Origin of the sequence: Nonlabens sp. Asnod3-H03 (assembly GCF_045063665.1) — a bacterium.
In the GTDB taxonomy this organism is placed as follows: Bacteria; Bacteroidota; Bacteroidia; order Flavobacteriales; family Flavobacteriaceae; genus Nonlabens; species Nonlabens ulvanivorans.
Map to the genome: position 1 here is coordinate 1,733,406 of NZ_JBEFOD010000008.1, position 26,144 is coordinate 1,759,549.

The 26,144-nt window shown below is 34.2% G+C and carries 24 protein-coding genes; 14 read left to right on the plus strand and 10 right to left on the minus strand.

Annotation, left to right across the window (positions count from 1 at the left end):
* The first annotated feature begins 6 nt into the window (after positions 1–6).
* Genes ACJJVI_RS11060 through ACJJVI_RS11090 form a run of 7 tightly spaced genes read left to right on the plus strand, consistent with a single transcriptional unit; the run spans position 7 to position 6,913 of the window.
* A complete protein-coding gene (locus ACJJVI_RS11060) occupies positions 7–675 on the plus strand; it encodes an ABC transporter ATP-binding protein (protein ID WP_036579088.1) in 669 nt (222 codons plus the stop codon).
* Positions 668–1,435: a TIGR02757 family protein gene (locus tag ACJJVI_RS11065; RefSeq protein ID WP_036579086.1), complete on the plus strand. Its 768-nt coding sequence runs from the start codon at positions 668–670 to the stop codon at positions 1,433–1,435. Before ACJJVI_RS11060 ends, ACJJVI_RS11065 begins: the two co-directional genes overlap by 8 nt.
* A 59-nt stretch (positions 1,436–1,494) precedes the next feature.
* The gene (locus ACJJVI_RS11070) at positions 1,495–2,691 is read left to right on the plus strand and encodes an ATP-binding protein (RefSeq protein ID WP_405351950.1); all 1,197 of its coding nucleotides are present in this window, start codon (positions 1,495–1,497) and stop codon (positions 2,689–2,691) included.
* 50 nt (positions 2,692–2,741) lie between these two features.
* Complete coding sequence (locus ACJJVI_RS11075) at positions 2,742–4,646, plus strand: BatA domain-containing protein (protein ID WP_405351952.1); 1,905 nt, start codon at positions 2,742–2,744, stop codon at positions 4,644–4,646.
* Positions 4,643–5,893 (plus strand): dihydroorotase, encoded by a 1,251-nt coding sequence (locus tag ACJJVI_RS11080; RefSeq protein ID WP_405351953.1) that lies wholly within the window; start codon positions 4,643–4,645, stop codon positions 5,891–5,893. The genes ACJJVI_RS11075 and ACJJVI_RS11080 overlap by 4 nt, the downstream gene beginning before the upstream one ends.
* Positions 5,886–6,242, plus strand: a complete 357-nt coding sequence (locus ACJJVI_RS11085; protein WP_036579080.1) for a hypothetical protein — start codon at positions 5,886–5,888, stop codon at positions 6,240–6,242. Before ACJJVI_RS11080 ends, ACJJVI_RS11085 begins: the two co-directional genes overlap by 8 nt.
* Positions 6,242–6,913: an alpha/beta hydrolase gene (locus ACJJVI_RS11090; RefSeq protein ID WP_405351954.1), complete on the plus strand. Its 672-nt coding sequence runs from the start codon at positions 6,242–6,244 to the stop codon at positions 6,911–6,913. Before ACJJVI_RS11085 ends, ACJJVI_RS11090 begins: the two co-directional genes overlap by 1 nt.
* Here the strand turns inward: ACJJVI_RS11090 and ACJJVI_RS11095 are convergent, their stop codons facing one another.
* Both ACJJVI_RS11095 and ACJJVI_RS11100 read right to left on the minus strand, forming a co-directional pair.
* Entirely contained in the window at positions 6,914–7,414 is a 501-nt protein-coding gene (locus tag ACJJVI_RS11095) for a hypothetical protein (protein WP_405351956.1), read from the minus strand.
* Position 7,415: 1 nt separating this feature from the next.
* Positions 7,416–8,177 carry an MBL fold metallo-hydrolase gene (locus ACJJVI_RS11100; protein ID WP_317291348.1) on the minus strand — a complete coding sequence of 254 codons (762 nt, stop codon included), beginning with the start codon at positions 8,175–8,177 and terminating at the stop codon, positions 7,416–7,418.
* A gap of 88 nt (positions 8,178–8,265) precedes the next feature.
* Between ACJJVI_RS11100 and ACJJVI_RS11105 the strand changes: the two genes are divergently transcribed.
* A complete protein-coding gene (locus ACJJVI_RS11105; RefSeq protein WP_317291347.1) occupies positions 8,266–9,720 on the plus strand; it encodes a TonB-dependent receptor in 1,455 nt (484 codons plus the stop codon).
* A 76-nt stretch (positions 9,721–9,796) separates the two neighbouring features.
* Here ACJJVI_RS11105 and bcp read toward each other — a convergent pair whose 3' ends face one another.
* Complete coding sequence (gene bcp / locus ACJJVI_RS11110; protein WP_036579071.1) at positions 9,797–10,246, minus strand: thioredoxin-dependent thiol peroxidase; 450 nt, start codon at positions 10,244–10,246, stop codon at positions 9,797–9,799.
* Between the two features lie 34 nt (positions 10,247–10,280).
* Here bcp and nth point away from each other — a divergent pair, with 34 nt between their 5' ends.
* Positions 10,281–10,940: an endonuclease III gene (nth, locus tag ACJJVI_RS11115; RefSeq protein WP_036579069.1), complete on the plus strand. Its 660-nt coding sequence runs from the start codon at positions 10,281–10,283 to the stop codon at positions 10,938–10,940.
* Between the two features lie 157 nt (positions 10,941–11,097).
* Here nth and ACJJVI_RS11120 read toward each other — a convergent pair whose 3' ends face one another.
* Positions 11,098–11,244: a hypothetical protein gene (locus ACJJVI_RS11120; RefSeq protein ID WP_170062963.1), complete on the minus strand. Its 147-nt coding sequence runs from the start codon at positions 11,242–11,244 to the stop codon at positions 11,098–11,100.
* 60 nt (positions 11,245–11,304) lie between these two features.
* On the minus strand, positions 11,305–11,895 hold the full coding sequence (locus ACJJVI_RS11125; protein WP_036579066.1) for an RNA polymerase sigma factor: 591 nt from the start codon (positions 11,893–11,895) through the stop codon (positions 11,305–11,307).
* A gap of 206 nt (positions 11,896–12,101) precedes the next feature.
* On the opposite strand from ACJJVI_RS11125, the gene uvrA reads away from it, so the two are divergent.
* The 3 genes from uvrA to ACJJVI_RS11140 all read left to right on the plus strand — a co-directional run bounded on the left by uvrA (position 12,102) and on the right by ACJJVI_RS11140 (position 17,182).
* Positions 12,102–14,906: an excinuclease ABC subunit UvrA gene (gene uvrA, locus ACJJVI_RS11130; protein ID WP_405351958.1), complete on the plus strand. Its 2,805-nt coding sequence runs from the start codon at positions 12,102–12,104 to the stop codon at positions 14,904–14,906.
* Between the two features lie 139 nt (positions 14,907–15,045).
* Positions 15,046–16,113 (plus strand): magnesium/cobalt transporter CorA, encoded by a 1,068-nt coding sequence (corA, locus tag ACJJVI_RS11135; RefSeq protein ID WP_348021073.1) that lies wholly within the window; start codon positions 15,046–15,048, stop codon positions 16,111–16,113.
* Between the two features lie 490 nt (positions 16,114–16,603).
* Positions 16,604–17,182 carry a hypothetical protein gene (locus ACJJVI_RS11140; RefSeq protein WP_042271618.1) on the plus strand — a complete coding sequence of 193 codons (579 nt, stop codon included), beginning with the start codon at positions 16,604–16,606 and terminating at the stop codon, positions 17,180–17,182.
* 173 nt (positions 17,183–17,355) lie between these two features.
* Here ACJJVI_RS11140 and ACJJVI_RS11145 read toward each other — a convergent pair whose 3' ends face one another.
* The 3 genes from ACJJVI_RS11145 to ACJJVI_RS11155 all read right to left on the minus strand — a co-directional run bounded on the left by ACJJVI_RS11145 (position 17,356) and on the right by ACJJVI_RS11155 (position 21,984).
* Complete coding sequence (locus ACJJVI_RS11145; protein WP_036579059.1) at positions 17,356–18,612, minus strand: aminotransferase class I/II-fold pyridoxal phosphate-dependent enzyme; 1,257 nt, start codon at positions 18,610–18,612, stop codon at positions 17,356–17,358.
* Positions 18,613–18,818: 206 nt separating this feature from the next.
* On the minus strand, positions 18,819–19,859 hold the full coding sequence (locus ACJJVI_RS11150; RefSeq protein ID WP_042249059.1) for a PLP-dependent cysteine synthase family protein: 1,041 nt from the start codon (positions 19,857–19,859) through the stop codon (positions 18,819–18,821).
* 67 nt (positions 19,860–19,926) lie between these two features.
* Positions 19,927–21,984, minus strand: coding sequence for a S9 family peptidase (locus ACJJVI_RS11155; RefSeq protein WP_405351962.1), 2,058 nt, complete (start codon positions 21,982–21,984; stop codon positions 19,927–19,929).
* Positions 21,985–22,088: 104 nt separating this feature from the next.
* Here ACJJVI_RS11155 and ACJJVI_RS11160 point away from each other — a divergent pair, with 104 nt between their 5' ends.
* Positions 22,089–22,412 carry a YbaB/EbfC family nucleoid-associated protein gene (locus tag ACJJVI_RS11160; RefSeq protein WP_405351964.1) on the plus strand — a complete coding sequence of 108 codons (324 nt, stop codon included), beginning with the start codon at positions 22,089–22,091 and terminating at the stop codon, positions 22,410–22,412.
* Positions 22,413–22,540: 128 nt separating this feature from the next.
* Here the strand turns inward: ACJJVI_RS11160 and ACJJVI_RS11165 are convergent, their stop codons facing one another.
* Both ACJJVI_RS11165 and ACJJVI_RS11170 read right to left on the minus strand, forming a co-directional pair.
* On the minus strand, positions 22,541–23,647 hold the full coding sequence (locus ACJJVI_RS11165; RefSeq protein ID WP_042249056.1) for an OmpA family protein: 1,107 nt from the start codon (positions 23,645–23,647) through the stop codon (positions 22,541–22,543).
* A 162-nt stretch (positions 23,648–23,809) separates the two neighbouring features.
* Positions 23,810–24,820, minus strand: a complete 1,011-nt coding sequence (locus ACJJVI_RS11170; RefSeq protein ID WP_405351966.1) for a threonine aldolase family protein — start codon at positions 24,818–24,820, stop codon at positions 23,810–23,812.
* A gap of 150 nt (positions 24,821–24,970) precedes the next feature.
* Between ACJJVI_RS11170 and prfB the strand changes: the two genes are divergently transcribed.
* Complete coding sequence (gene prfB / locus ACJJVI_RS11175; protein WP_036579050.1) at positions 24,971–26,077, plus strand: peptide chain release factor 2; 1,107 nt, start codon at positions 24,971–24,973, stop codon at positions 26,075–26,077.
* Positions 26,078–26,144 lie beyond the last annotated feature (67 nt).

Consider the following 26,144-nt stretch of genomic DNA (forward strand, 5'->3'; position numbering starts at 1 on the left):
TCTTACATGATACAAGCACGACATATATATAAAAGCTTTGGTGATTTACAAGTACTTAAAGATGTAGATCTTACAATTAACACCGGCGAGATTGTTAGCGTTGTAGGTAGTTCTGGTGCAGGTAAAACAACATTATTGCACATACTAGGAACTTTAGAACGTCCAGATCTTCATACAAATACCTCGTTAACAATAGACGGTACAGATGTTACCAGGTTAAATTCAAAAATGTTGAGTCGTTTCCGTAATGAATCTTTGGGATTTATATTTCAATTTCATCAGTTATTACCTGAATTTAGTGCTTTAGAAAATGTGTGTCTGCCAGCCTTTATTAAGAAAACACCTAAAGATGTAGCCATAAAAAGGGCCAAAGAATTACTAGATTACTTAAAACTCTCTGATCGTTTCGACCATAAACCGGGCGCTTTAAGTGGTGGTGAACAACAAAGAGTAGCTGTTGCTAGAGCCTTAATTAATAATCCTAAAGTTATTTATGCAGATGAGCCTACAGGAAATCTAGACAGTAATACAGCAAATGATTTACACGAATTAATATTTAAACTGCGATCAGAGTTGAACCAAACTTTTGTTATCGTAACGCATAACGATGAACTAGCAAACCTTGCAGATAGAAAGTTAGTCATGCAGGATGGTAGATTTTTAACAAATGAATAGAGCACAGCTCAAAGAATATCTAGATGCAAAAGTGGAACAGTACAATGTTCCTGACTTTATACCACACGATCCTATTCAAATACCACATCTTTTTACAAGTAAAAAAGACATTGAAATTGCAGGTTTTCTAGTTGCAACAATCTCGTGGGGAAATCGCAAGTCTATTATTAATAATTCCAATAAATTGATGGAATTAATGGATCACGCTCCTGCAGATTTTATAATAAATCATGAACCTGATGACTTAGATCGGTTTGATGGGTTTGTGCATCGCACCTTTAATAGTGAGGACTGTAAGACTTTTATACGATCATTAAGAAATATAGAACTAGAATATGATGGTTTAGAAAACGCTTTCGCGAAAGCGTATTTAGAAAAAAATCATCTTCAACATGCTATCTCTAGATTTAAAGAAATATTCTTTGAAATTGAACACTTACCACGGACACAAAAACATGTTAGTGATCCTTTGAAAAATAGCAGTGCAAAGCGTATAAATATGTTTTTAAGATGGATGGTACGTCAGGATAATGCCGGTGTAGATTTTGGAATATGGGATCAAATACCGATGAGTGCACTTTCTTTACCACTAGACGTTCATACCGGTAATATTGCTCGTAAATTAAAAATGCTTAAGAGAAAGCAAAATGATGGCAAAGCAGTCGCAGAATTAGATACCTACTTACGTAAACTAGATCCCAATGATCCTGTGAAGTATGACTTTGCATTATTTGGTGTAGGAGTTTTTAATGATTTGTAGGAATATAGTTTAAACCGCAAATGTTTCGTTTACCTTTGTGTCCACTAACCGGCAAATGAATGAACGCAATAGCTCATAAGAATGAAAATCAAAGACTTAAAGCTTTAAAGGAATATGGTATTTCTAAAGAGCGAGAAAAAGTATTTGATGATTTAACAGAATTAGTATGTCGTCTTACTTCAATTCCTAGATCTCTTATAAGCATAGTGGATAAGGAAGAAGTATGGTTTAAATCTCAAAGAGGTTTAGAGCTTAATTCCAGCACTCGGGAATTATCATTTTGCAGTCATGCAATTAATTCTGAAGAGGATATTTACCTGATTGAAGACGCTCGTAAATTAGAAGAATTTAGAGATCATCCGTTTGTTAATGCGCCTGATCCATTAATTTTTTATGCAGGTGTTAAACTAGAAAGTGAACAAGGCCTACCACTGGGTACTCTTTGTGTTTTAGATAATAAACCTCATAAATTAACTGAAGAAGAAAGAGCTTCTCTATTAATGGTAGCAGATCTAGCAAAAAGACAATTAGAATTACATAAAAAAAATACTGAGTTATTAAAACAGACCGCTATTCTTGAAGAGAATAATGAGATGTTGAAGAGTTTTGCCCATACTGTATCTCATGATATGAAAATGCCACTCGCAAATATGGTTTTAACGACTGACATCGTTGCAAAAAAATATGGCAGTAATATAGATGAGGCTGGGAAAAATTATTTGAATTATATAAAAGATGCTGCCTTTGGTTTATCTGATTATGTAACTCAAATACTAGCACACTATGAAAGTGAGTCGTTACTCGTGGAAGAAAAAGAAACGTTTGATGCATATACATTATTAGAGCATATACACGAGATTCTTGCTATACCAGATGATATCGATTATATTTTACCAGAGGACAATATTGAATTACAAATCAATAAAAGTGCTCTGGAGCAAATTTTAATTAACCTTATTGGTAATGCATTAAAGTATAATGATAAGAAGACCATTGAAATTAAAACAGATATTATTGATAAGGAAGAGTACTATATTATTAAAGTTTCAGACAATGGTATAGGTATCGCAGACGACAAAAAGGATGAGATTTTTAAAATGTTTCAAACTCTTAATCAGCCAGATCGTAATGGTAAACGTGGTAATGGAATAGGCCTGAGCACAGTTCAAAAGTTAGTCAAAAAATTAAACGGTATGATTACCGTTAATTCTGAACTTGGATTGGGAACAGAATTCGTCATTACTCTATCAAAATAAAGTAGGTGAATCTGAGATAAGATATTATCTTTGAATAATCCTAGATTTAAATGATATTTAAAAACCCTTCAATACTATACGGACTTCTATTTCTTATCGTCCCTATTATTGTTCATTTATTTCAATTAAGGCGTTTTACAAAAGTACCTTTTACAAATGTTGCTTTTTTAAAACCTCTCATTACTCAAACACGCAAGAGTAGACAACTTAAAAAATGGCTGACATTACTAGCACGTATGGCTGTGATTGCTTGTATTGTAATAGCATTTGCTCAACCATTTATACCAGGTAGTAATGTCGCTACCCAAGAAAAAGAAACTGCCATATACTTAGACAACTCCTACTCTATGCAATCTAGTGGATCAAAAGGAGAGCTTTTTAAGACAGCTGTCACAGATTTATTAGAGCGATTGCCTAATGATCAAAAATTCACTCTTTTTACAAATAGTAATACCTACACCAACACCACTAAAAAAGAGGTCGCTAACGATTTATTAAATTCTGAATATCAATCCAAACCTTTAAGTTATGAGCAAATACAGCTTAAAGCTAATGCCTTATTAAACGATAATAAGAGGAGAAAGGAATTAATCATTATTTCAGATTTTCAAAAAATTGATGAAACTTTTCCCGATACCATTAAAGGTTTAAAAAGAGAATTAGTATTTCTTGAAGCCGAAGGCTCTAATAATATATCCATTGATACGGCATACATTAGTAGAAGAGAAACAAACTCAATAGATATTAGTGTTTCAGTAACTAGTGATAAAGCCATTAATAATCCAGTGACGTTGAGCTTAGAAAACAACGATGTTCTAGTAGCTAAGACTAGTGTTGACCTCACTAATTTGAAAGATACAGGTGTTTTTAATTTTGAAACTAGTCAACCCTTACAAGGTCGCATTTACCTTGAAGACAATAGTCTTTCATTTGACAATGAACTTTTTATCAGTAACAATATAGATCGTAAGATTAAAGTACTAGCTATAAATACTGTTGATGGTGATTTTTTAAAAAGGATTTATACCGAAGACGAGTTTGACTTTACAGCGGTTAAATCTAGAGATCTAAACTTCAACCTTTTAAAGGAACAAAACTTAATAATTCTTAACGAATTAAATAGTATATCAGTTAATCTCGCTAAAGAAATAAATACCTACCTGAGAAATGGTGGCTATCTAGTAATGATACCGGCTTTAGATCAATCGGGTTATAGCTCTATTAACAATATTCAAAGTACAGATAACATTAGTGAAAATGAAAAGCGTATTACTGAAATTAATTATAATCATCCTTTATTAAAAGGTGTATTTAATAAACAAATTTCAAACTTTCAATACCCTAAAGTTAACGCTACTATAAACACTATAAGTGCTTTAAATCCGATTCTTAAATTTGAAGATGGTAGTAGCTTTTTATTTCAAAAAGGCAATGTATTTAACTTTACAGCTCCATTAAATAATCAAAATTCTAATTTTAAGAATTCTCCTTTAATAGTTCCTATTTTATATAATATGGGGCGCAATAGTTTACCAGTACAACAATTATATTATCACATAGGAGATAAAAACTCTATTGCAATACCAGAAAAGATAATCCGTGATGAAATCTTGGAATTAAGAAACGAAAGTAATGCGATAATTCCAAAACAACGTGCATTTGAATCTTTTGTATTAATAGAGGTTGAGGATGAATTAAATAACTCAGGAAACTATAAAGTCATAAAAGACAATGAAAGTATTACTACACTGAGCTTTAATAGCAGTCGTCAAGAAAATAAGCTTAATTACTTTACCGCATCAGAATTAGGCAGTAATAATATTGCATATTCCGTAGAGGATTTAGTATACAAATTGAATGAAGAAGATGGAGTATTAAGTCTATGGAGGTATTTTGTTATCGGTGCTCTCTTCTTTTTAATATGTGAATTATTGATTTTAAAGTTTTTGAAATGATATTATTAAAGAACGTTACTATAGTTGATGCTGGTAGTGATCTACATCTTAAGAAAAGAGATCTTTTAATTAAGAATGGAAAGATTTCTCAAATAGGGACAAGTATTGAAAGTGAGGAAGCTCGAATCATTGAAAAAGAAAATCTTCACATTTCTATAGGTTGGTTCGATAGTAGTGTATGTTTTGGAGAACCTGGTTTTGAAGAACGACAAACTATAAAAAATGGATTAGAAACTGCTGCAAAAAGTGGTTTTACTACAGTGATGTTAAACCCAAATAATCAACCTAATCCACAAGATGAGTCGGGTATTAATTATTTAAAAGGGAAAGCATCTGGAGAAGCTGTTACCGTTTTACCTGTTGGAAGTTTCACTTTGCAACAAAAAGGAGAACACCTTGCAGAGTTGTATGACATGCAACAAGCTGGTGCGATATCTTTCTATGACTTCAAGCAATCCATACAGAATACTAACTTACTAAAAGTAGGTTTGCAATATGTAAAATCCTTTGGTGGCATCATTCAGTCCTTTCCACAAGACAATTATCTTGCCGGTAAGGGAATGGTAAATGAAGATGAAACGACCATTCATTTAGGGATTAAAACAAAACCTGCAATTGCAGAAGAAGTTCAAATCGCGCGTGATATTCAAGTGGCCGCATATACGGGTGCTAGGTTGCATATACCTACCATAACAACTGCCGCTAGCGTACAACTAATAAAGGAAGCAAAAAAGAAATATTCTAATATCTCCTGTAGTGTGTCTACTAATCATTTACTGTTAGATACTAAAAATCTATCAGACTTTAATACGCATTTCAAAATCCAACCACCATTACGTGATGAGAAACAAAAAAACGCTTTAATAAATGGTTTAAAGAGCGGTGTTATCGACACAGTAACGTCAGACCACATACCTTTGAACATAGAACACAAAGCAGTTGAATTTGATCAAGCAAGTTACGGTAGTACTGGATTAGAAAGTAGTTATGGTATATTACAATCATTGCTTGATACAGAATCAGCGATTAAGGCCTTAACATCTGGTTACCTAATTTTTGGATTACAAAGACCACAAATTAAAGTAGATGAACTAGCTAACTTGAGTCTTTTTATACCAGACGTAAAATACACCTTTGAGAAAAAAGATATTTTATCAATTTCTAAAAACAGTGCTATTATAGGTAATAAACTAAAAGGTAAAGCTCTTGGTATTATTAATAACAAAAAAATAGTTTGGAATGGTTAAAGAACCTGCAGGTAAATCAATCGCAATCATAGCATATGCAAGTGCGCTATTTCTATTTTTTCATTTAATCGTTTGTATTGCCATTTTTGGTGTAGCCATAATACTAAACAATGGAAAAAATCAACCATTTGCTGCTTTCCATTTAAGACAAATGTTTGGAATTATAGCTGCTGCAGTTATTGTAAGTACTTTTTCTAGCATTATCCCTACGGGTATTATACCTCTTTTAATGATATGCTTCTTTGTTCTTTTAGCCGTTTTAGGACTTGTTAGTGCTTTACGAAATCAAAAAGACGAATTACCTATAGTCGGTCCACTATTCCAGAAATGGTTTAATTTTATCAAGTAATGAAGACTTTCTCAGATTTATCCCTTAAGCATGTCATAAGACCTGCAAATAAAGAAAATGCACCTCTACTTCTACTCCTGCATGGATATGGTAGTAATGAAGAAGATTTATTTTCTTTTGCTCCAGAGATTTCTCAAGACTTTTTTATAGTATCTGCACGAGCTCCATATAATATGGTACCTCAAGGTGCAGCTTGGTATGCTATTAACTTTGACGCAACCGGTGGTAAGTTTAGCGATGTGAATCAGGCAAAAGAAAGTATGGCCTTATTACTTAAATTCATTGAAGAATTAAAAGCTCACTACCCTATTTCAAAAGATAAAATCAATATTCTTGGTTTTAGTCAGGGCGCTATTCTTTCATATGGTCTATCCCTTTCTCATCCAGCATTATTCAATAAAGTGGTTTGCATGAGTGGTTATTTAAATGAAGAAATGATTGAACAGCCAGAAGATCTTGAATCTCGCTTTCGCGAAAGCGAAAATCAACCATCTTACTTTATCTCTCACGGAACAGTAGATCAGGTCGTTCCTTATGCATGGGCAAAACTGGCTCCAGATTTTTTGAAGAAATTAAACATTGACCATGTGTTTAAAGATTATCCTATAGGACACGGCGTGGCTAGAGATAATTTTTACGACATGAAAGAATGGTTAGAAAGAGATCTTTAATTATCGATACTTATTATAAAGTACCGCTTTTAAAGTCTGCATCGATAAATTATTGTTCTCGTCAAAGTTGTATTGTATCAATACTTCACCCCAATTAGTATTATCAGTAAAATTTGCAATTAACCATTTGTGATTTAAAACCTGTAAATCATTAATTTGATATCCACGTCCTTCACCTATGTAATCAACAAGCGGATTGCCACCATCTGTAAGGTTTTGTTCTAGTAGGTAATCCTGTAACACGGTTTCTATTTTATTACGATCTAGACCTGATGACTCAAAGTAATTATAGGCTTCTTCATTATTATCTAGTGAAAACACAGTAGCATCTGCTTTTGCTGCTTGAGCTGCGTCTAGTTGCTTTTGTGTGTTTTCTAGTTTTTCTTCTAATGTTCGATAAGCGCGGTCTTGTGACTCTTGTATATTTCTACCATTTACATATAGAATTAATGCTATTAAAGAGGCAAAAATAAATAGGTATAAATAAAGGTTACGTTTCATATTATAAATTGATTTCTAAATTATCATAGGCTAAATAGACTCCTTCTGGTAAGTTTTTCTCTACTTCTTCATGGAATCCTAGATGATGGCTGATGTGTGTAAAGTAAGTACGCTGTGGTTGTAATTCCCTTACTAATTCTAGAGCTTCTTCTAAATTAAGATGTGTATGATGCTCTTGTTCTCGCAACATATTAAGTACTAGCACATCTAGATTTTTCAGTTTTTGCTTTTCGCTAGTACTAATGGTTTTCACGTCTGTCATATAAGCAAAATCCTCGATCCTAAAACCGTGTACAGGTATAAATCCATGATCTGCTAGTACTGGTATGATTTTAATGCCAGAGGCCATAAAAGAATCATTCTCAAATTCGTGAACCGTTAGGTCTGCCACACCTGGATATTTATTAACGGTAGCAAACATATAACTGAAACGTTCCTGCAACGCTTTGTGGACACGAGATGTCATATGACAATTAATCTCTCCTTGTCTAAAAAAGAAGGGTCTTAAATCATCGAGTCCGGCGGTATGATCTGCATGCTCATGTGTAAAAAGAACGCCATCTAAATGGCTTACATCATGTCGCAACATTTGCTGTCTAAAATCTGGTCCACAATCAATTACGAGTCTTTTGTCTTTATATTCTATCATAGCACTTACTCGCAATCTTTTATCTTTAGAGTCAGTACTTTTACAAACGGGATGGTCACTTCCTATGACAGGAATTCCTTGTGAAGTTCCTGTTCCTAAAATTGTGATTTTCACTTGAACTATTTTAGGTTAAAAATAGCTATATTTTTTTGTTCTACGTTGTGGTTTGCTACCTTTGTGTAAACGATATAACAACACCATAATGGGAGTTACCTTACCTGGAGATAATGATTTTGAATCAGTTCCATCAATAAAAAACAAGTCGCTTAGAATCAATTTGAATCGTAATATTTACGGAACATTTGCTGAGATAGGTGCTGGACAAGAAACGGTACGTCATTTTTTCAGGGCTGGTGGTGCATCTGGAACTATTGCCAAAGCCATGAGTGCCTATGACAAAGACTTCTCTGATGCTGTTTATGGCGTGCAAGATGATGGCCGTTATGTGACTGAGGCACGTCTTAAACGCATGCTTCAACACGAATCTAACCTTATTGAAGAACGTATTGCACGTGATAAACATCCAGAAAAGATGTTTTTTACTTATGCAAATACCGTAGCTACTATTGATTTTGCAAAAAAGTATAAAGGTCATGGTTGGGTAGGAATTAAATTTCAAGCAGCTCCTTTAGAAGAATACTCTGAAATTATTTTACATGTTCGTTTTAAAGAAACTGATGCTCGATTGCAGCAAATTACTTTAGGAATATTAGGTGTTAATCTAATTTATGGTGCTTTCTATAAACATGATCAACCTAAAAAATTATTGAAATATCTATATGATCATATCGATAAGGATAAGATTGAAATAGATATGATCAACTTTGATGGACCACGTTTTAAACAAGTGGACAATCGCCTGATGTCCCTACAGTTATTACGTAATGACATGACTGAGGCTGTCATGTTCGGTCCAGACGGTAAAAATATATTAAGCGCACGCATTCTATATAAGAAGAATGTCCTAGCATTAAGAGGTAGCTTTAGACCAGTTACAAAAGTGAACATGGATATGTATGAAACTGCAAAGGCCATGTTCATAAAGTCTGGTAAAGTTAAAGAAGATAAGCTCGAGACGATCTTTGAGATAACACTTTCTAATCTAAAGGCTCAAGGAGAAATTGATGAAGAAGATTTCATGCACCGTGCAGAACTATTGTGTTCTCTAGGGCAGACAGTTATGATATCTAATTTTAAAGAATATTATAGACTTGTTGAGTACTTTAATAACTATACCAAAGAGCGTATCGGACTAGTTATGGGTGTCAACAATCTAGTAGATATTTTTGACACAAAATACTATACACATTTAAGTGGTGGGATATTAGAAGCCTTTGGTAAATTATTCTTTAAAGACTTAAGAGTCTATCTATACCCAATGATTGATGCAGAAACTGGTGAATTAACGACCAGCGATAACATAAAAGTTCATCCACGTATGAAAGAGCTTTATAAGTTCTTTAAATATAACGGTCGCGTTATTGATATAGAAGACTATAATAAAGAAGTCATGCATATATTCTCTAGAGAAGTATTGCGCATGATTGCAGATGGTGAAGAAGGATGGAGAGAAATGTTACCTCCTGGAATTGCTGACCTTATTGATGAGCAAAATCTATTTGGATGTAATACCGTAGATTTATTAGGTACATCATAACAAACCATATGATTATAATAATAAAAAAGACCGCTTTAATAGCGGTCTTTTTTTATGAAGTTGTAAATCTACTCAACTACAGAATTTGAGCTGCGTGATCTTTGGTTTTCACCTTAGTAATAACATCTTCAATAATACCATTTTCATCAATCACAAATGTGGTTCTATGAATTCCGTCATATTCTTTACCCATAAACTTTTTAGGACCCCAAACTTGAAAAGCATTCAATAAGGAATGGTCCTCATCTGCTAGAAGGTCATAAGGAAGTTCATATTTATTTTTAAAATTCAATTGCCTTTTAGGACTATCTGCACTGGCACCTAGGATTTCATATCCGCTTTCGCGAAAGCGTAATACATTATCTCTCAGATTACAAGCTTCGGCAGTACAACCAGGTGTACTCGCTTTAGGATAAAAGAACAACACTAACTTTTTACCTTGGAAATCAGATAATGAAACGGTATTACCATCTTGATTAAGTACTGAAAAATCTGGAGCTTTATCTCCTGCTTTTAATGTCGTCATAGTTGTATTTTTGTTGAAAGCATAAATTTAAAAAATGAATAAAGAGGAAAAGGTCAATTTTATCATAAATAAATTGGAAGAATTTTACCCACAAATTCCAATACCTCTAGATCATAAAGATCCTTATACTTTATTGATTGCCGTTTTAATGAGTGCTCAAAGTACGGACGTGCGCGTTAATCAAATTACACCTTTACTTTTTGAACGTGCCGATAATCCATATGACATGATTAGAATGTCAATAGATGAAATCAGAGAAATCATAAAACCTGTAGGCTTATCGCCTATGAAAGCAAAAGGAATTCATGGACTGTCACACATGATTATTGATTTGCATGATGGTAAAGTGCCACAGACTTATGAAGAACTTGAAGCTATGCCAGCTGTAGGACATAAAACCGCTGCGGTGGTGTTGTCACAAGCCTTTGGCATACCAGCATTTCCCGTGGACACTCACATTCACAGATTAATGTACCGCTGGAATCTGACCAACGGTAAAAACGTGGTTCAAACAGAGAAAGATGCAAAACGCCTTTTCCCAGAAGAAAAATGGAATGATTTACATCTTCAGATTATTTGGTACGGTCGTGAATACAGTCCTGCGCGTGGTTGGGATCTAGAAAAGGATATCATTACTAAAACTGTGGGAAGAAAAACGGTGTTAGATGAATACTATAAGAAGTTGAAAAAGTAGACGCTAAACAGAACTTATCAGAAGAAACGTATAGGTTATAATTTCATAATATCGGTTATGACCTAAATTTCTCCACATGTTAAAATTTCTTCATTTAAATCAAAAAACCCATTAAAACCTTAAAGTTTCAATGGGTTTTTATAGCTGAAAACAAAAATTAATTGTTAAGTGTCTCAAACGTCATGTTCTTTATCTTCATAACACTCAATGCTTTTGAGAAGTTGAGCAGGAATTTCACCGTGTCATCTTTTGGTCCTAGTGGAGTCACTCTTTCAGGAATTGATTCATTGTAAAGTTTTGCCATGTGTTGCGTTTATTTTCAATATAAACGAGGCATTTTAAACTTTATTATAAAATCAAGCCTTTAATTTGTTAATATGATATTGTGTTTATCAATCACTTTGCGCAAGTTGATTAATGCATAACGCATTCTACCTAACGCGGTATTAATACTTACATCAGTACATTCTGCTATTTCTTTAAATGACATGTCCTTATACATGCGCATGATCAAGACCTCTTTTTGATCATCAGGTAATTCTTCAATAAGTTTCTTAACGTCCTGCTGCACCTGTAAAGATATCATCTCATTCTCTGTACTTTCTTGACCATTACTAATCACGTCAAAAATGTCAAAGTCGCTATTACTAGAAGAAAACTTAGGCATACGCTTATTTCTACGGAAATGATCTATAACTAGGTTATGGGCGATACGCATGACCCATGGAAGAAACTTACCTTCTTCATTATACTTACCTCTTTTTAAAGTACGAATTACTTTTATGAAGGTATCTTGAAAAATATCTTCCGTCACATCGCGATCCAATACTTTGGAATAGATAAAACTGTAAATTCTTTGCTTGTGTCTTGTGATAAGCACCTCAAGGCCGCTTTCATCACCTTTAAGGTACTGGGTTACTAGAACCGCATCTGTGGTAGTGTTTTCTAACTTCATAACTATAACAAACTTTAAGACCTTAATTAAGGTTCAAGATCTCTGATTTAAAGTAATTATATAGCTATACGCAGTCTGTTTAGAATTAGTAACGGGTTAAATATAACAACATTTGTTCCAAACCAACAAAATACTACCCAACAATTTAACATATTATATGAAATACATTGTTTTTATTGGTCGTTGAGCGTTTTATCTTTGTGCATATGACGCACGATACCTTATTTGCAAACATTGACGAGCTTAGCCCTAAAGACAATATACTTATTAAAGGAGCTGGACTTCATAACTTAAAAGACTTAAACGCTGTAATACCACGTAATAAGCTAGTTGTCATTACAGGATTATCTGGTAGTGGTAAATCCTCACTAGCATTTGATACTCTTTATGCAGAAGGTCAACGACGATACGTAGAAAGTCTTTCTTCTTATGCTAGACAATTCTTAGGTCGTCTCAATAAACCTAAGGTTGAGTATATCAAAGGGATTGCTCCTGCAATCGCTATTGAACAAAAAGTAAATTCTACAAATCCGCGTAGTACAGTAGGAACGACTACAGAAATTTATGATTACTTAAAACTATTTTTTGCTCGTGTAGGTCGCACCTATTCACCTATTTCAGGTAATGAAGTGAAAAAGGATACCGTTACAGACATCGTTAATTATGTAAAAACACAAGATGAAGGAACTAAACTTTTACTGCTTACTAGACTCATAGTAAAAGGTAAACGTGAGGTAAAGGATCAACTGGACGTTTTACTACAACAAGGTTTCACACGTATTAAAATTAATGATACCGTAGAACGTATTGAAGGATTAGAATATTCTTTTAAAAAGTCAGATAAAGTCTCTATTGTTATAGATCGTATCATTAAACGAGATGATGAAGATTTTTTTAATCGACTTGCAGATGCCATTGACACGGCTTTCTTTGAAGGCAAAGGAGTTTGTATGATAGAACATATGGACGGCAGCACTCACCGAGAGTTCAGTAATAAGTTTGAGTTGGACGGCATGGAATTCTTAGAGCCTAATCCTCATTTGTTTAGTTTCAATAATCCATATGGTGCCTGCCCTAACTGTGAAGGTTATGGAGATGTAATAGGTATTGATGAAGAGTTAGTAATTCCTAACACAGCTCTTTCTATCTATGAAAACGCTGTTTTCCCATGGCGTGGTGATAATATGAGCTGGTATAAAGACCAACTTATTAAAAACGCAAGTAAATTTGACTTCCCTATTCATAGACCTTGGTTTGAATTATCAGACGCACAAAAGGATCTTGTATGGTCAGGAAATAAGCATTTTGAAGGTATCAATGACTTCTTTGCAGAACTTGAAGCAAAAGCATATAAAATTCAAAACCGCGTTATGCTTTCTCGTTATAGAGGAAAAACGAAGTGTAGCGTTTGTAAAGGAAAAAGATTGCGTGTAGAAGCCAGTTATGTAAAAGTTGCAGGTGTTTCTATATCAGATTTAGTAAATCAACCTATTAAAGACCTTAAGGAATTCTTTGAAAAAGTTGAATTATCTCAAAACGAACTAGATATAGCAAAAAGACTACTTGCAGAAATTCAAAGTAGACTCAATTTCTTATCAGATGTTGGATTAAATTATCTTACACTTAACAGAAAGTCTAATTCATTATCTGGCGGAGAGTCGCAACGTATCAATCTCGCTACCTCTTTAGGTAGTAGTTTAGTCGGTAGTATGTATATACTAGATGAACCCAGCATAGGATTGCATCCTAGAGATACTGCGAGATTAATTAAAGTTCTTAAAAATTTGCGTGATTTGGGTAACACAGTTATCGTTGTGGAACATGATGAGGAAATCATGCAGGCAGCCGACATGATTATAGATATAGGTCCAGAGGCTGGTACTCATGGCGGTGAGGTAGTTGCAGCAGGAACTTTAAAAGAAATTTTAAAATCATCTAGTCTCACAGCGCGCTATTTAAATGGTAATCTAGAAATACCATTACCTAAGAAAAGAAGAAAGTTCAAACATTATATAGACATTAAAGGTGCGAGACAAAACAATCTTAAAAATATTGATGTTCGTTTCCCTTTAGGTGTACTAACTATGATTACTGGAGTTTCTGGTAGTGGAAAAAGTACACTCGTTAAACAAATTTTATATCCAGCAATTCTCAAAAAACTAGGTGGCTACGGTAAAAAAGCGGGACAATTCACCAGTATAGACGGGAAATTTGAAAACATAAAAACGGTCGAATTTGTTGATCAAAACCCTATCGGACGCAGCTCAAGATCTAATCCTGTAACTTATATAAAAGCATATGATGACATCCGTAACCTATATGCAGATCAAAAAGTTGCTAAAATAAGAAACTATAAACCTAAACACTTCTCTTTCAATGTTGAAGGAGGAAGATGTGAAACCTGTAAAGGTGATGGCGAAGTTACTATTGAGATGCAGTTTATGGCAGACGTGACCTTAACCTGTGAGACTTGTAATGGTAAAAGATTTAAAAAAGACGTTCTAGAGGTTCAGTTTAAAGATAAGAATATCGATGATCTTTTAAATATGACTATTGATGATGCGATCAGCTTTTTTGAAGAAGCTGAAATTTCTAAAATCATCAGAAAATTAAAGCCTTTACAAGATGTAGGATTAGGATATGTCACCTTGGGACAAAGCTCTTCTACCCTATCTGGTGGCGAGGCACAACGTATTAAACTGGCTAGCTTTTTAGTAAAAGGAACAACAGCAGATAAAACACTATTTATATTTGATGAACCTACAACAGGTCTGCATTTTCACGATGTAAACAAGCTCCTTGATAGTTTTAATGCACTGATTGAGAAAGGACATTCTGTTATTGTTATAGAACATAATATGGATTTAGTAAAATGTGCCGATTATGTTATTGATTTAGGTCCAGATGGTGGTATGAATGGTGGTTATTTAACGGCAACGGGTACTCCAGAAGAAGTTGCAAAAATTAAAAAGAGCATTACGGCACCGCATATTGCAGAAAAAATCGCTTAACTTTTGAAAGTTTATGTGATGTTATAGATACGATTTCGCGAAAGCGTATCTATAATATTTATATAGTTCTAAACATGATTATTAAATCATATAATCCCATTAACTTTTAGTAAGTTTACTATTCATCATTGCATTAACTATGGCGCGCAGACGTAAACGTAAAGCTACACCCAAATCTAGAAACTCTGTATTTCAACCACCTGGTACTATATCCTATGTAGGACTAGAAAGAGAGGGAAATGTAGCTACTGAAACCATATGTTATGATGAAACTTTTTATAAAAAGTACGAGAACATTCATCTAGTAAGTGACGAAAGTGAACAGGTTAACTGGTTTAATATAGAAGGTGTGCACGATATTGAACTACTAGAACAGTTAGGGAAAGACTTTGACCTACATCATTTACTAGTAGAAGACATTGCAAATACGACTCAACGTCCTAAGACCGAATTTTTTGACAACTGTATCTATCAATGTATTAAAATGATATCTTACGATGCTGAGCAGCATGAACTTAATGAAGAACAAGTATCTATTGTTCTAAAAAATAATGCGGTAATCACCTTTCAAGAAAAAACGGGTGATGTATTTGAAAACATTAGGGAACGTATAGAAACTAGCCGTGGTAGAATAAGGTCCAGCAAAAATGATTATCTCTTTTATGCATTAATTGATAGTATAATTGACCACTATTTTATTGCTGTAGAACAAATAGGTGAATATTTAAATGACCTAGAAGACGAAATTTTTGAAGAACCTGATAAAGAGTCTCTTAATAAGGTACAACGCAATAAACGATTGTTACTAGCCTTAAGACGTGCTATATATCCTTTAAGAGAATCGATTAGTAAATTGTTAAAAGAACAAAGTCATTTAATAGACCCTAAAATCGTGACTTATTTTCATGATGCTTATGATCATTGTATACAAATCACAGAGACAATAGAATCCTATAGGGAAATCAATACTGGACTTAAAGACATGTATTTATCTAGTGTAAGCCATAAGATGAACCAAATCATGCAGGTGTTAACCATCATGTCTTCTATTTTTATACCTCTGACATTTCTAGCTGGTATTTATGGGATGAATTTTGAACATATACCAGAATTAAGTTGGGAGGACGGTTATCAGTATTTCTGGATTATGAGCGGTGGTATCTTTATAGTGCTTCTTACTTTCTTTAAATGGAAAAAATGGCTGTAATTTTTATTATTATACAATATCAGATATCCAACATCTAATATCAAGTTTTAGCAAGATGATGTAATGGATAATAGTTTATTATGTAATTTATCTCACCTACTCAAATTCTTATATATACTGTAAGGTACCGCTCTCGTCATAGACTAACATATTATGAAATGTAAATTCAGTTTTACCATTTATGGCACACAAATTGAATTGTTATAATTGAAAGAGAAAATGTAAGAGTAGTTTCTTTCATAAAGTTTTTGGTTGGTTAGTGAGAATTCTCAAGGTGCATTATGCTCTTGAGAATTCTTCTTTTATAGATTTGTCAGCATATAAATTAATTATGCATGCATAATAGTTTGGCACGCAATTTGAATATTAATAGATGAAGGTAATTATTAGAGTAATTTACATTCATAAAGTTTTTTGGTTGGTTAGTAGGAAATCCTGAGAAGTCATTGCGACAACTCGGGATTTCCTCATTTATACCTATTTTTATGGTATGAAACAACTACTCCTTTTACTACTTTTAATTTCTAGCGTTGGCTGTAAAGAGGCGCAAGAATCTAGCACCACTGTCTATAACGATAATGTAGAATCGCAATTAACCGCCAATAAAAACATACTATCTACCGACAAAATATTTCCGCAAGATTTTCTAGGTGCTTATAAAGGTAAACTCAACATTACCACTAGTAGAGGTAAGGAATCCATACCTATGGAGTTTCACTTATTAGAAACGACTGACAGTTTGAACTATCAATATAAAATCTTCTATGGTGAAGAGCGATCTGAAAGAGCTTATAATTTAAAAAAGACACATAATCCTAATCTATACCTAGTTGATGAGAATAATGGAATTGTTTTAGAAACGGCATATGCAGATCAAACTTTGTTCAGCACCTATGAGGTAATGGGCAACCTATTAAACTGTACAGAAGTATTTCACGATGATTATATGGAGTTTATGATTACCATGGCTCGTGTTCAAGATACGTCTATGACAGGTAATGAAGAAAGTGCCATTGTGAAAAACTATCCGCTTTCTGTGATGCAGAAAGCTGTGTTGTATAAAGAGTAGTAAGTTGAATCACATCTTAAAAATTTTGCAGTTTAAGATTATTTATTAACCTTTCTGATATTCATGAATTAAAAATGTATATCAAAGTAATGTCATTTTAAACAACAAAAAAAGCTCTAGTTTCCTAGAGCTTTTTTTATAACATTTTTTCGCGCAAGCGTAAAATTATCTATTTATTCAAATGCAGCAGCTACTGAAGCACTTAACCTTTTATAAATACCACCTTCTAATCGATCACGTATAGCAGAGAATGCATCTAGTGTTTCATTAACATCTTCTAACGTATGCGATGCCGTAGGTATCAGTCTTAATAAGATCAATCCTTTAGGTATTACAGGATACACCACTATGGAACAGAAAACACCAAAGTTTTCCCTTAAATCCTTAACCAGTGCCATAGCCTCTGGAATACTACCTTTAAGATAAACTGGAGTCACACAAGATTGTGTTGTCCCTATGTCAAAACCTCTTTCTTTTAATCCGTTTTGTAGTGCGTTAACATTTACCCATAACTTTTCTTTAAGTTCTGGCATGGTACGTAACATATCTAGACGCTTTAAAGCACCTACAACCAATTGTGATTGTAATGATTTTGCAAACATCTGAGATCTTAAATTATACTTTAAGTAATCAATGATTTCTTTGTCTGCTGCTATAAAAGCACCCGTACTCGCTAGAGACTTTGCAAAAGTTGCAAAATAAACATCAATTTCATCTTGTACTCCTTGCTCTTCTCCTGCTCCAGCACCAGTTTTACCTAAGGTACCAAAACCATGTGCATCGTCAACAAATAAACGGAAATTATACTTTTTCTTAAGGGCAACAATTTCTTTTAAGCGACCTTGCTCACCTCGCATACCGAATACACCTTCAGAAATCACAAGAATTCCACCACCAGTTTGTTCTGCAATTTTAGTAGCACGTTGTAAATTCTTTTCTATACTTTCAATATCATTGTGCTTATAGGTAAAACGCTTACCATGGTGTAATCTAACACCATCTATGATACAAGCATGAGCATCCACATCATATACAATAACATCATCTTTAGATACTAATGCATCTACCGTAGACACCATACCTTGGTAACCAAAGTTCAATAAATAAGCTGCTTCTTTTTGTACAAATGCAGCCAGCTCATTTTGTAATTGTTCATGTAAATCTGTATGACCACTCATCATACGAGCACCCATAGGATAAGCACTACCAAATTGAGCACCAGCCTCTGCATCTACTTTACGTACTTCAGGATGATTTGCTAACCCTAGGTAATCATTCACACTCCAGGTAATTACTTCTCTACCTTTAAACTGCATACGATTTGCAATCGGACCTTCTAGCTTTGGAAACACAAAATAACCTTCGGCCACAGAAGCCCATTTACCCAATGGTCCTTTATCCTTGTATATTTTATCAAATAAATCCTTCATAAGAATATTTTAAACATGCAAAGATACAATTCTAAACGCAAATTGACCATTCATTATGCATGCATAGGAAATAAGTTTATAACAATAAACTGTTGATAAATAGATAGTTAACATGTGTTAGTTTTTACGCTTTCGCGAAAGCATAAAAAAAAGCCACTATCTTATTAAAAGACAGTGGCTTATGTTATGTGAAAAAAATATTAAGATTACTTAATGTACTCTATATGCTGCTCTGTAGCCGTCGATTTAGAGTCAAAAAAGCCTTGATCCTGCATCCACTGATCATTATAAATTTTACTCATGTAACGTGAGCCATGATCAGGAAAAATGATGACTACTTTAGAGTTCTCATCAAATCGCCCTTCGTCATTGAGAAGTTTTACTGCCTGCATTGCTGCACCACTAGTATACCCAACAAAAAGGCCTTCGGTTTGAGATATTTTACGAGCCATATGTGCTGCATCTTCATCTTTAACTTTTACAAAGTAATCGATGCTGTCAAAATCTGTTGCGGTAGGAATTAAATTTTTACCTAGACCTTCTATACGATATGGATAAATCTCTTCTGAGTCAAATTCTTTAGTTTCGTGATATTTTTTAAGAACACTACCGTAAGCATCAACTCCTAAAATCTCGATATCAGGGTTTTGCTCTTTAAGAAAACGTGCGGTACCAGATATCGTACCACCAGTACCACTACAGGCTACTAGGTGCGTAATCTGTCCGCCAGTTTGTTCCCAGATTTCAGGTCCTGTACTTCTATAATGAGCTTCTATATTGAGTTCATTGAAATATTGATTGATGTATATGCTATTTTTAATCTCTTCATGTAGACGCTTAGCGACCTCGTAATAACTGCGAGGATCATCTGCACTAACATGTGCAGGACATACATAAACTTTTGCTCCCATTGATTTGAGCATGTCAATTTTATCTGCACTTGATTTAGAACTTACAGCAAGAATACAATCATATCCTTTAATGCGACTTACCATGGCTATACTAAAACCTGTATTACCAGAGGTAGTTTCAATTATAGTATCGCCTGGTTTTAATATTCCTTTACGTTCTGCTTCTTCAATGATATGAAGAGCTATTCGATCCTTTGAGGAGTGACCTGGATTGAATGCTTCTACTTTTGCAAAAAATTCTCCAGTATAATGAGCTGTTGTAGTTGATAGTTTAATAAGTGGAGTATCACCTATAAGATCTAGCACACTATCGTAAGCTTTTATGTCTTTATTCATAAATAGGGTTTAATTTTTTGAACGTTCAGAACATTCCAAAAACTTGGCAAATTTACATAAAATTTTGCTAGCTTTCTATTTGTTCTAAATCTAGCAAAAATGCATAGTCTATCGCCACCTCTTTTAAAGCATCATATCTTCCAGAAGCACCGCTATGACCGCTAGTCATGTCTGTTTTAAATAACAATAAATTGTTATCTGTTTTAAGTTCTCTTAACCTTGCAACCCATTTTGCAGGTTCCCAATACTGAACTTGTGAATCGTGATAACCGGTTGTGATAAGTACGTTAGGGTAATCATGTTTAGCCACTTGATCATATGGTGAGTAACTCAACATGTATTCATAGCTATCTTTATGGTTGGGATTTCCCCATTCATCATATTCTCCAGTAGTTAATGGAATGGAGTCATCGAGCATCGTTGTGACCACATCTACAAATGGAACAGCGCTTAGAATACCGTTATATAATTGTGGAGCCATATTCATAATGGCACCCATTAATAAACCACCAGCAGAACCACCACTTGCGTATAAATGTGATGGCGATGTGTAGTTGTTATTAATAAGGTGTTCACTACACGCAATAAAATCAGTAAAAGTATTGCGTTTTGCAAACATTTTACCGTCTTCATACCATGGCCTACCTAAATACTCACTTCCACGTATGTGTGCAATAGCATATATAAAACCACGATCTAATAAACTTAATCTAGAGATTGAAAAGTAAGGATCTATTGTCGATCCATAACTACCATAACCATATAATAGTAAAGGGTTACCAGAACTCCTCTTTAGACTTTTTTTATAGACAAGGCTTATCGGAACTTTAACACCATCGGCGGCCGTTGCCCAAACTCGTTCTGATGTGTAATCATCAGGTGTAAACTTAGGGTCTTGTACCTTTTGAATTTTAAGTGCTTCTTCTTCCCTATTATCCATGTCAAATTCAATAACAGAAGGTGGCGTGGTTAATGAATTATATTGATATCTTAATTTTACAGTATCAAAATCATAATTACCGCCAGTGAATGCGGTATAAGTTTCATTATCAAAAGGCAGAAAGTAATCTACGGTATCATCCCAGGATTTAATACGGATTCTATTGAGACCATTAAAACGATCAGATATTACAAGGTATTTTTTAAAAATTTCAAAATCTTCTAGAAGTACATCTGACTGATGAGGAATTACATCTACCCAATTCTCCATTTCAGGTTTAGTAACTTCAGTCTTCATTATTTTAAAGTTGGTCGCATCATCTTTATTAGTCATTATATAAAAATGATCACCGTAATGTAGTACACTATATTCAATTTGGTCTGTACGAGGTTGCACTACTTTAAATTCACTATCAGGTTGATTTGCTTTTATAAATCTTACTTCATCAGTTAATGTTGATGATGATTTAATCATGATGTATTCTCTAGACTTTGATTTATATACATAACAATTGTAAATCTCATCATCCTCTTGATAGACAATAGTGGCTGTATCTGGATGAGCACCCAATTTATATTTAAAAATCTGATTTGCTCTTAGAGTTTGTTCATCTTTTCTAACAAAAAATAGTGTGTTATTATTTGCATCCCAAACAGCACCACCGGTAGTTAACTCTAATGCCTGAGGCATAACTTTATGAGTTTGCAGGTCTTTAATATAAATGGTGTATTGACGTCTTCCTACAGTATCTACTCCGTAAGAAACCATTTTATTATCTGGCGATACACTCATACCAGTTAATTGAAAAAACTCATGACCGATTGCCATCTCGTTTACATTAAAAAGCAGCTCTTCTTTATTAGAAAGAGATTCTTTTTTACGATAGTAAAAAGGATAACTTTCTCCTTTTTTCATTTTAGTGTAATACCAGTAACCATTCCAGAAATAAGGAACTGATTCATCATCCTCATTAATGCGACTTTTAATTTCTTCAAATAGATCAACCTTCAACTGTTTAGTATGAGCTGTCATCTTTTCATAATAATCGTTCTCTTGATTAAGATAATTAATTACTTCTGGAGCATCTCGTTGTGTCATCCAGTGGTAATTATCGATTCGTTGATGTCCATGAGCCTCGTGTACGTGAGGTATTTTCTTTGCAATCGGTGCTTGATGCTCTTTCATTCGTGCTTATTAAAAAACGTTGCAATATATAAAACAGACCTCTTATTTAGGTGAGGTTTAACGGATGTTATAATTTTGTTGCAAACAATTAAAACTTATAAATTATGTTTGGAGATATGATGGGTATGATGGGGAAACTTAAAGAAACCCAGCAAAAAGTTGAAGAGACAAAGAAAAGAATGGATACCGTTCTTGTCGATGAAAAATCATCTGATGATTTACTAAATGTAACCGTTACAGCAAGTCGTATCATTAAAAGTATTCATATTGATGATGCGTTATTAGAAGATAAAGAACAGTTAGAAGATTATCTGATTTTAGTACTTAATAAAGCTTTAAATAAAGCAGAAGACATTTATGAAAATGAAGTAGCAGCGGTTGCAAAGGACGGAATGCCTAATATACCTGGTATGGACATGTTTAAATAATATTAATTACAATATAAACGATGTAACATCGCCGCGAAATTATAAAACATTGTAAAAGCAAAAATCCCGTCTAGTAAACTAGACGGGATTTTTTTATACTTGATAGTCTATCGACTACTAATCAATGATTAGTTGTTGATTAAACGGAATGTAGTACGACGGTTTGCTTTGTGCTCACGCTCAGTACAAGAAACTCCATCAGCACAACGGTTTTTAAGACGGTTTTCACCATAACCATTTGCAACGATACGAGAGTTGTTGATACCTTTAGAGATTAAGTAGTTAGCAACAGACTGTGCACGTCTTTCAGATAAAGCTTGGTTAGAAGTCTTAGAACCTCTAGAATCTGTATGTGAAGCAACTTCTACTTTAGAACCTGGAGTGTTGTTAAGAACAGAAAGTAACTTTGCATCGATCTCGGCTTTATCAGCTGAAGTTAATGTAGAACTTCCAGTTGCCCAGTTGATTTGAAGGTTGTTCTCTTCAACAAGAGCACAATCAACCTCAGACCATACAGTAAGACCACCTTTAGAAACTAACTTCTCACGAGTAATAGTTTGTTGAGTTGAAGGAACTACAGACTCTGTAGTAGCAGCATCAGACTTAAGGATTGTACGAGTAATGTTAGCATATTCTTCTGGGATAGCGATTTCTTCAACACGAGCTGGTTGATCAACTACACGTACAGTATAAGTACCTGATTGCTCAGCTACAGGTACTCTGTTAAAGCTAGCATCATTTGCAAGAGTAGTTACAGAAACTGTAGTATACTCAGCTGGGTAACCTTTATAACACCAGTAACGACAGTCATCTGGGTTAGAAGAAGTACACTCTGCTGGTGGTACAGAACTCATTTCCCATTGTGCATAAGCTGGCTTAATTTCAATAGTTTCAGTAGACTTACCAAAAGAAGCTGGAGAAATAGTAATAGTAGATCCTGCTTGTTTCTTTACATAAGTACGAGTTTCAGTCTTATAAGTTGCAGGTATAACACGTAATTGCTTAGAAGCTTCTTTTACAAGAACTCTTTCAGTTACAGTTTCATAAGTTGCAGGTACAACACTTAACTTCTTATAAGAAGGTGTAGATTGTATGGATACAGTTTCATTTTCATACACATCTGGTGTAGTACAACGAACGTAACATTTTCCTGGCTCTGGATTAGAAGGTAAGTCTTGTGCAAAACCTACAGTCGCAGTAGCTACAGCTACTAAAGAAAGTATTAGTCTTTTCATTTTTGAGGTGTTAATTTGTTTTAATAATTAATTTGAGTTGCAAAGGTCAGTCAATAAGAAGTTTTACTAGAATATTTTCTCTACTAAATGACAACAGTTTGTTAAAATGACCACTATCATCGACCAACTACATAAAAACAGGACTCTACAACTATAAATATATTAAAATTTTCTTAAAACAGCCAACATTTGTTCATGCATTTCTGCAGTGTAATCATAATGGGTAACTAATCTTAATTTTCCATGCCCCATATCACTATAAATAATTTGATGCTTATCAAGGTATTTTGTAAAGGCATCTTCATTATTCACATTAAAAATAACAATGTTGGTTTCTACAGGTTCCACCTTGATAACAGCACTCATTTCAGATAAAGCAATCGCTAGCTGCTTTGCCCTATTATGATCTTCTTTTAATAGTGGGAAATGATGATCTAATGCATGTAATCCTGCTGCTGCCATAAACCCTACTTGTCTCATTCCACCACCTAGAACCTTACGTACTCTTATGGCATTTTTCATTATTTCATTTTTCCCTATTAAAACAGTCCCCATAGGTGCTCCCATTCCTTTAGATAAGCATACAGATATCGTGTCAAAGATCTCACCATACGACTTAGGATCTTGATTGGTGGCAACCAGTGCATTCCATAAACGTGCACCATCTAGATGTAGTCCCAGTTGATGTTTATCTGTTACTGCTTTTATCTCTCTAAAAGTATCTAGGGAATAACAAGCGCCTCCACCTTTATTTGTAGTGTTTTCTAAACATACTAATGTCGTTAAAGGACTATGATAAAAATCTGGCGGATTAATATGATCCTCTACCTGTTGGGCGGTAATCATACCGCGATGACCATCAACCAATTTACAAGAAACACCGCTATTAAATGAAACACCACCACCTTCATAATTATAAACATGAGCATACTTATCACATATCAATTGCTCACCAGGTTGCGTATGTAGCTTTATAGCTGCCTGATTTGCCATACTACCTGTAGGAAAGTATAAAGCTGTTTCCATACCAAACATTTCTGCAATACGTTGCTCTAGCAGGTTCACTGTTGGATCTTCCTTATAAACGTCATCGCCCACATTAGCATTAATTATAGCCTGCATCATGGCAGCAGTAGGTTTTGTTACTGTATCACTCCTTAAATCTATTTTCATGTCTGTATTAATTACGCTTCCGCGAAAGCGAGATAAAAATAACAACTGCCATACATATCATCCTAGTAAGTTCTCATATATTATAGACCTATTGCTATAGCTGAGAAGACAGATAATAATCCTATTTTTGTAATTAAACATAGTCCATATATGATCACAACAGATCAGCTCAAAACGTTACAAGAACGTGTTATCGCTTTAAAAGATTATTTACAAATAGATGCTAAGGAAATCGAGATTACTAATCTTGAAGAGAAGACTTTTTCTCCTGACTTCTGGAATGACGCAAAGGCCGCAGAACTGATCATGAAAGAATTGCGTAATAAGAAACAATGGACTACAGATTATGACACTGCCACAACTCTAGCCGAAGATGCAGAAGTTCTTTATGAGTTCTTTAAAGAAGGTGACGCTACTGAAGAAGAAGTCATGGTTAAATATAATGCCGCGATTGACATCACAGAAAAGTTAGAGTTTAAAAATATGCTTTCTAATGAAGGTGATGACATGAGTGCTGTTTTACAAATAACTGCTGGTGCTGGTGGAACAGAATCCTGCGACTGGGCAGAGATGTTGATGAGAATGTACATGATGTGGGCGCAAAAAAATAATTATAAAGTAAAAGAGCTCAATTTTCAAGCTGGTGATGTAGCCGGTATTAAAACGGTAACCTTAGAAATTGAGGGCGATTATAGTTTTGGGTGGTTAAAAGGAGAAAACGGTGTACATCGATTAGTACGTATATCTCCATTTGATTCTAATGCAAAACGTCACACTTCATTTGCCTCTGTTTACGTTTATCCTCTTGCAGATGATACTATAGAAATAGATATTAATCCAGCAGATATTAAATGGGATTTTGCAAGATCAAGTGGTGCTGGTGGACAAAACGTTAACAAAGTAGAGACTAAAGCAATACTGACGCACCATCCATCTGGTATCGTTATTCATAATTCTGAAACCAGATCTCAATTAGAAAATCGTGAAAAAGCAATGCAAATGTTGAAATCTCAACTTTTTGAAATTGAGCTACAAAAACGTAATGCCGCGAGAGATGAGATAGAATCTGGAAAGATGAAGATAGAATGGGGCTCGCAAATACGTAATTATGTAATGCATCCTTATAAGTTAGTTAAGGATGTGAGAACTGGTCACGAAACCGGTAATGTTGATGCCGTTATGAACGGTGATATCGATGCGTTTCTTAAAGCCTTCTTAATGGAAAGTGGTCAAGAAAAACCGTCCGATGAGTTATAAGCCTAGTCACATGGTAGTTAAGTGTCAATTGTCAATTTAAATTTGAGAAAAAAACCAACATTAAGTT

Bases quoted from the DNA above. Each gene is read 5' to 3' on its own strand.
- ACJJVI_RS11090 (WP_405351954.1), top strand. From the start codon at position 6,242: ATGAAGACTTTCTCAGATTTATCCCTTAAGCATGTCATAAGACCTGCA.
- ACJJVI_RS11140 (WP_042271618.1), top strand. From the start codon at position 16,604: ATGAAACAACTACTCCTTTTACTACTTTTAATTTCTAGCGTTGGCTGT.
- ACJJVI_RS11155 (WP_405351962.1), bottom strand. From the start codon at position 21,984: ATGAAAGAGCATCAAGCACCGATTGCAAAGAAAATACCTCACGTACAC.
- ACJJVI_RS11150 (WP_042249059.1), bottom strand. From the start codon at position 19,859: ATGAATAAAGACATAAAAGCTTACGATAGTGTGCTAGATCTTATAGGT.
- nth (WP_036579069.1), top strand. From the start codon at position 10,281: ATGAATAAAGAGGAAAAGGTCAATTTTATCATAAATAAATTGGAAGAA.
- bcp (WP_036579071.1), bottom strand. From the start codon at position 10,246: ATGACGACATTAAAAGCAGGAGATAAAGCTCCAGATTTTTCAGTACTT.
- ACJJVI_RS11170 (WP_405351966.1), bottom strand. From the start codon at position 24,820: ATGAAAATAGATTTAAGGAGTGATACAGTAACAAAACCTACTGCTGCC.
- ACJJVI_RS11085 (WP_036579080.1), top strand. From the start codon at position 5,886: ATGGTTAAAGAACCTGCAGGTAAATCAATCGCAATCATAGCATATGCA.
- ACJJVI_RS11070 (WP_405351950.1), top strand. From the start codon at position 1,495: ATGAACGCAATAGCTCATAAGAATGAAAATCAAAGACTTAAAGCTTTA.
- ACJJVI_RS11080 (WP_405351953.1), top strand. From the start codon at position 4,643: ATGATATTATTAAAGAACGTTACTATAGTTGATGCTGGTAGTGATCTA.
- ACJJVI_RS11125 (WP_036579066.1), bottom strand. From the start codon at position 11,895: ATGAAGTTAGAAAACACTACCACAGATGCGGTTCTAGTAACCCAGTAC.
- ACJJVI_RS11120 (WP_170062963.1), bottom strand. From the start codon at position 11,244: ATGGCAAAACTTTACAATGAATCAATTCCTGAAAGAGTGACTCCACTA.
- ACJJVI_RS11095 (WP_405351956.1), bottom strand. From the start codon at position 7,414: ATGAAACGTAACCTTTATTTATACCTATTTATTTTTGCCTCTTTAATA.
- corA (WP_348021073.1), top strand. From the start codon at position 15,046: ATGGCGCGCAGACGTAAACGTAAAGCTACACCCAAATCTAGAAACTCT.
- ACJJVI_RS11065 (WP_036579086.1), top strand. From the start codon at position 668: ATGAATAGAGCACAGCTCAAAGAATATCTAGATGCAAAAGTGGAACAG.
- ACJJVI_RS11145 (WP_036579059.1), bottom strand. From the start codon at position 18,612: ATGAAGGATTTATTTGATAAAATATACAAGGATAAAGGACCATTGGGT.
- ACJJVI_RS11165 (WP_042249056.1), bottom strand. From the start codon at position 23,647: ATGAAAAGACTAATACTTTCTTTAGTAGCTGTAGCTACTGCGACTGTA.
- ACJJVI_RS11060 (WP_036579088.1), top strand. From the start codon at position 7: ATGATACAAGCACGACATATATATAAAAGCTTTGGTGATTTACAAGTA.
- prfB (WP_036579050.1), top strand. From the start codon at position 24,971: ATGATCACAACAGATCAGCTCAAAACGTTACAAGAACGTGTTATCGCT.
- ACJJVI_RS11105 (WP_317291347.1), top strand. From the start codon at position 8,266: ATGGGAGTTACCTTACCTGGAGATAATGATTTTGAATCAGTTCCATCA.
- ACJJVI_RS11075 (WP_405351952.1), top strand. From the start codon at position 2,742: ATGATATTTAAAAACCCTTCAATACTATACGGACTTCTATTTCTTATC.
- ACJJVI_RS11160 (WP_405351964.1), top strand. From the start codon at position 22,089: ATGTTTGGAGATATGATGGGTATGATGGGGAAACTTAAAGAAACCCAG.
- uvrA (WP_405351958.1), top strand. From the start codon at position 12,102: ATGACGCACGATACCTTATTTGCAAACATTGACGAGCTTAGCCCTAAA.